General features: G+C 54.1%; 6 protein-coding genes and 1 pseudogene. All 7 read left to right on the top strand.

The features are described 5' to 3' along the window. Nucleotides 1-486 (top strand): hemagglutinin repeat-containing protein (locus tag ABB30_RS14510; RefSeq protein ID WP_152980765.1); only part of this gene is annotated, 486 nt, incomplete at its 5' end. Nucleotides 487-1,047: 561 nt separating this feature from the next. Further along, nucleotides 1,048-1,512, top strand: coding sequence for a hemagglutinin repeat-containing protein (locus tag ABB30_RS14505; protein WP_057639027.1), 465 nt, complete (start codon nucleotides 1,048-1,050; stop codon nucleotides 1,510-1,512). A gap of 176 nt (nucleotides 1,513-1,688) precedes the next feature. After that, nucleotides 1,689-3,260, top strand: a complete 1,572-nt coding sequence (locus ABB30_RS15910; protein WP_245626519.1) for an RES family NAD+ phosphorylase — start codon at nucleotides 1,689-1,691, stop codon at nucleotides 3,258-3,260. Between the two features lie 430 nt (nucleotides 3,261-3,690). Then, nucleotides 3,691-4,149, top strand: coding sequence for a hemagglutinin repeat-containing protein (locus tag ABB30_RS14500; RefSeq protein ID WP_083489902.1), 459 nt, complete (start codon nucleotides 3,691-3,693; stop codon nucleotides 4,147-4,149). A 134-nt stretch (nucleotides 4,150-4,283) separates the two neighbouring features. Next, nucleotides 4,284-4,529 (top strand): annotated as a pseudogene (locus ABB30_RS17005) (AHH domain-containing protein); the annotation flags it as partial. A gap of 1 nt (nucleotide 4,530) precedes the next feature. Then, nucleotides 4,531-5,127 (top strand): imm11 family protein, encoded by a 597-nt coding sequence (locus ABB30_RS14495; protein ID WP_057639025.1) that lies wholly within the window; start codon nucleotides 4,531-4,533, stop codon nucleotides 5,125-5,127. A 218-nt stretch (nucleotides 5,128-5,345) separates the two neighbouring features. Beyond that, on the top strand, nucleotides 5,346-5,522 hold a 177-nt coding region (locus tag ABB30_RS17000; protein ID WP_211263496.1), incomplete at its 3' end, for a hemagglutinin repeat-containing protein.

Raw genomic sequence — 5,522 nt, 5'->3', positions numbered from 1 at the left:
ACCCAGCTGTCAGTGGGTGGTGGTGTGCGCATGGCCACCAGTGAGGGCGACATCAGCCTGACCGCGGCCAATATCGTGGCCGAGCAGGATGTGGGCATCCACGCGGCCGGTGACCTGAGCATCCGCAGTGGCCAGGACACACTGGGCAATGCCAATGCCTCGCAGAGCAAGGCCATCGGTACGGTGCAGATTTCCGATACCGAGAAGTTCTCCGGCTGGCACCGCCAGCAGCACGAGGATGACAGCGCCCAGGTGTCGCAGGTGGCCAGCAACATCGGCAGCCTGGGCGGCAACGTCAACCTCAGTGCCGTTGGCAGCTATAGCCAGATCGCCAGCATCGAGTTGCTCACTGCTGATGAAGCGCGGCATACGGCGCAGCGCAATAACGATCTGAAGATCGGTCTGTCATGCATACTTCGACGATATCGACAGGTACGGATCGGTCCGTTATTTATGAATTGGTCGTGTATTGGATGGTCAGGTTAACCTGGTCGCGTTGGTTGTTGATTATGGCCGGTTGAGTGAGGTTGTTCGTGTGTATTTCACACTTCGGGTATTTCTTCGGTGCGCTCGAATGCACTGCTGATAGGCTGCTGTGTAGGCGATGTGGAATATTCGATTTACTTTAGGAGGGGTGCGGGTTGATTGATTTAAATAGGCAGGTCGAGGTGCTGAATAAGATTGTGTCAATAATGCATTCATCTGCTGATCCTGGGTATAGCTCGATGAGATGCGAATTTGATTATGATCCGGGTGAGGGCGTGTGGTCCGCAGGGGCGAATTTTTCTTACACGATCAATGGTCGCGTAAAAAGTGAGTATCTTAGTAATGCTTGCGTCGCTTACGAGCTGTTGCATGATCTCCATGAGGTGATGAAGTTACACTCCGGTGGTGATTGGAGGTCCCTTGTTGTCGATCTTGGTGAGGATGGTGAAGTAAGTACTAGATTTTCCTATTAGAGTGTTTCAAGCTCGATCCATGGTATGGGGCGAGCTTGAAAACCTGATCCAGATATCAGCTTTGCGAGATGATGCGACTTCGCATGCTATGGCTGCGACAGGCAGCAGCGACACCATCACCGGTATCCAGCTGTCAGTGGGTGGTGGTGTGCGCATGGCCACCAGCGAGGGCGACATCACCCTGACGGCGGCCAATATCGTGGCCGGGCAGGATGTGGGGATCCACGCGGCCGGTGACCTGAGCATCCGCAGTGGCCAGGACACGCTGGGCAATGCCAATACCTCGCAGAGCAAGGCCATCGGTACGGTGCAGATCTCCGATACCGAGAAGTTCTCTGGCTGGCACCGCCAGCAGCACGAGGATGACAGCGCCCAGGTGTCGCAGGTGGCCAGCAACATTGGCAGCCTGGGCGGCAGCGTCAACCTCAGTGCCGGTGGCAGCTACAGCCAGATCGCCAGCAACGTGGTGGCCGCGCAGGACATCAACATCACGGCCACCAGCATCGAGCTGCTCACTGCCGATGAAACCGGGCATTCCTCAGGAGTGCGATGACGACCTGAAGATTGGTCCGTAATGCATGCGTTGACCACATCGATGATTACTGATCGGACCGGCATTCAAGATTGGCGGTGCGTTGAATGGGTAAGTTAACCTGACCCCGTTAGTTGAAGCAATGGGGCATTGGTGGCGCCAACAGCCGTGCGCTAGAGGCGGTCACCACCTTGCTGGTGGGCGCCACATCCGGGCAGGTGGGCAGCCAGGTGGTTGCCAACGCACTGGCGCCTTATGCAGCGCAGTTGATTGGCGAGACCTTCGACCCGAACAAGCCCAGTGCCGTGCCCAGTGAGGCCATGCAGCTTCTGTCACACGCACTGCTGGGGGCCTTGTTGGCCGAGGTCAATGGCGGCAACGCCGCAAACGGTGCAGGTGCAGCGGCCGGCGGTGAGCTGGCTGCCAAGCTGATCACCGAGGCGCTCTATCCCGGCAAGGTGGGGGATCTGGACGATAACCAGAAGGCCAACATCCTGGCACTCTCGCAGGCGGTGGGGGCAGTAGCTGGGAGCGTTGGGGAGTTGAATTTCGCTAACGCATCATTAGGTGCTGGGCTGGCTAATAATTCAGTTGAAAACAATCGCCTTCTCAATGAACAGGAGAAATCCGCATTGAGCAGATTGCTGGCAAAGGGCGAGGATTACCATGAAATTCAAGCTGTCGCATGCGGAATTACAAGGTGTTGGGAGGGCTCTGAGCTTGGTGTGATGTCCGCAGTCGTTGAAAAGCAGGTTGCGGCTGTAATGGCGACATTATCCGACGCCCAGAAAAATGAGTTGATCGCCAATCTGCGCGAAGAGGCGCCAGGGCATTTCAATTACTCGATAAGTGATAATGCATCTGACTATTGGAAAGATAGTCCTGCACTGCAGGATGCAGTGACACGCACTTTTGGAGCGATCCAAGCGGTAGGTGGTTATGCAGCTGCAGTGGCCGGTGCAGGAACAGCTGCAGGAGGTGCAGTGACGTGTTTGGAGACTGGTGTAGGGTGCCTTGCCCTCGCGGGGGGGGCATCCATGCTGGCCTGGGGCACCGATAACATGGTCGCCGGTGGGGCGACATGGGCCTATGGAAAGCAACAGCCAACGGCGGGCGGGCTTGGTATTGCTGCTTTGACCGGTATGTCGCCTGAGAATGCGGAGTTGACGTATTCATTGTTTGGTGTTGCTCCTGTATCTGTTCAGGCATACTTGTTGAATAAATCTATTAACGTTCAGTCTGCAGCTGACGCTTGGGCTCGTGGAACATATTCGGTTGGCGCAGGTGTTGATTTTGATGGGCGAGTTTTTAGGTTTTCTGACCCGAGATTTGCTCAGAGTACTTGGGATATTCATCCTGGGAATGTAAGTGCCAACCATAGATACTCTGGACCGGGTGTTGGATCTATTTACTCTGGAACAACTGTCGATACTGCTGCAGCTGAGGTTGGAAGCTATCGTGTATGGGGTGACGCAATCGCACCTAGAGTTCTTGTGGGTGGGAATGTGCAAGTCGCCGGTGTTTTGGATTTAACAAATCCTGCAGCTCTTAGGGCCCTTGGGGTGACGCGCGAGCAGATAACGAGGTCATCACATGGTGTTTCCGGGAGTTATGATTTGACTCAGAGAATTGCTAGGTGGGCAAGAGATCAAGGGTATAATGCAATACTTGCGCCTTCGGCTCAAAATAGAACTGGAGTTAATCTAATTACATTCGATTCCACCAGGGTTACAAATGTCAAATATACGCATCCATCCACAAATCCTTGATGATTCCAATCCTTCGAGCAGTTCCGTAAATCGAAGGTTTTTAGATGCCCTTCGTGATTCCAGGCCGAAGGCGTCTATTGGCTGCGACGTGCTGTTTCCATTGCTTGGTGATGAGGCGCTCTCGGAAGCTATATTTATCATATATGGGGGTGCTTCACTGAAGGTTGTTGAATTTCCTTTTGAATATTTCAACGAAAATCGACGTTGGTGGCGCTTTGGTGCCCCTAAAAATACGATATTGACCTTGATAAATAGTAGTGACGGTAAGTCTCGAGTTTGGCAGTTTCTGCACGATTCAAGCGCTTGGATGATTTAGTTTGTGAAAACTCGATCCGCAGTGCACTTTCACGGAAAAACTCGATCCAGAGTGAACTTTCACGAGGTGATTCGGTTTCGTACGCTTTGAGCTGCCAGCGGCAGCAGCGACACCATCACCGGCACCCAGCTGTCAGTGGGTGGTGGTGTGCGCATGGCCACCAGTGAGGGCGGCATCGGCCTGACCGCGGCCAATATCGTGGCCGAGCAGGATGTGGGCATCCATGCGGCCGGTGACCTGAGCATCCGCAATGGCCAGGACACACTGGGCAATGCCAATGCCTCGCAGAGCAAGGCCATCGGTACGGTGCAGATCTCCGATACCGAGAAGTTCTCTGGCTGGCACCGCCAGCAGCACGAGGATGACAGCGCCCAGGTGTCGCAGGTGGCCAGCAACATCGGCAGTCTGGGCGGCAGCGTCAACCTCAGTGCCGGTGGCAGCTACAGCCAGATCGCCAGCAACGTGGTGGCCGCGCAGGACATCAACATCACGGCCACCAGCATCGAGCTGCTCGCGGCCGATAAAATCGGACATTCATCGCAAGGCGATGACGAGCTGAAGATCGGTCCGTAACGAATACTTTGGCCATATCAACGGTTACTGATAGGACCGACATTCAAGATTAGCTGTGCGTTTAATGGGTAAGTTAACCCGACCCCGTTAGTTATACGAATGGGCGTGTAGCTTGGACTCGGGAATTCAAGGCCTTCTTCGATGGTGCTGGGCTCGATATCAACAAATCCACGGAGAATTTGGTCGCGGTTTCAGGTCATCGGGGGCCGCATCCTGAGGAGTATCATCAGTACGTTTATGGTAGGCTAAAGGAAAGTACCAGTGGCCTCATTCCGAATGGTGAAATGTACAAGAGCGCCGTGTCTCGGACATTGGAGCAGATTAAGCTGGAGGCCGTCACCAAAGGGAGTCAAGTCAACAAATGGTTAACCGGAGCATAAGGTGAATTACTATCTCCTTCGTCAGGATATGGATATTCCCGATAGGTGGGTATTGGGTGCAGTCCGCCATGTGGACAATTGGCTTTTTCGTGATCCCCCTGTCGAATTCATGGAGCCGGGTTCTTATTCCGTTGATGTTCACTTTCCCGGGCGCCAGGTCGATTTTTCTCTGGCCGGTTATGCTGACGTTCCAGTTTTAAGTGAAAAGGCGTGTGACGCATTGTGTGGCTTGGCTGAAGTGGATGAGCCCTATCGGAATGTCGTGTTTCAGCGGGTAGAGGTTGTTGGCGCTGTGTCTGAAAATAATTATTTTGTTATGACGATTGAAACTCAGGTTGACTGCATAGATCAAGTGCAATCTTCTTTCGAGAGGTTTGCTTCCAATGATCCGGTAAGGCCGGATCTGGATGGTAGGTATCGGGTATTTACGAATCTGATTATTGATTCGCAGAGGATTGGGGGGCATCATATTTTCAGGCTGAGCGATTATTTGCGGGCAATAATTGTTTCTGAGGTCGTCAAGGAGCGGTTGGAAATGGCAGGCGTGATTGGAGCTAAATTCGATCTTGTGTCGAGTGACGCGGGTACAGTGTTTTAGAGTTGTAGGCAGTAGGCAGTAGGCAGTAGGCAGTAGGCAGTAGGCAGTAGGCAGTAGGCTGCGGTGCGCAAGTCGGTAGTGAGACAGCATCAACATACTGCTGACCGCCGACAACAGCATTGCCCTGGAGGCCGCGCAGGAAAGCTCGATCCAGTGTGCACTTTTACGAGGTGATGTGACTCCGTCCGCTGTGAGCTGTAACCGGCAGCAGCGACACCATCACCGGCACCCAGCTGTCAGTGGGTGGTGGTGTGCGCATGGCCACCAGTGAGGGCGACATCAGCCTGACCGCGGCCAATATCGTGGCCGAGCAGGATGTGGGCATCCACGCGGCCGGTGACCTGAGCATCCGCAGTGGCCAGGACACACTGGGCAATGCCAATGCCTCGCAGAGC

It is taken from the genome of Stenotrophomonas ginsengisoli (assembly GCF_001431485.1).
In the GTDB taxonomy this organism is placed as follows: domain Bacteria; phylum Pseudomonadota; class Gammaproteobacteria; order Xanthomonadales; family Xanthomonadaceae; genus Stenotrophomonas; species Stenotrophomonas ginsengisoli.
Note: the sequence above shows the minus strand (reverse complement) of the source record. Positions and strands in the feature narration are given on the sequence as shown.

What these genes read in the sequence shown, in the direction of transcription:
- ABB30_RS14505 (WP_057639027.1), top strand. Translation starts at nt 1,048, where the DNA reads ATGGCTGCGACAGGCAGCAGCGACACCATCACCGGTATCCAGCTGTCA.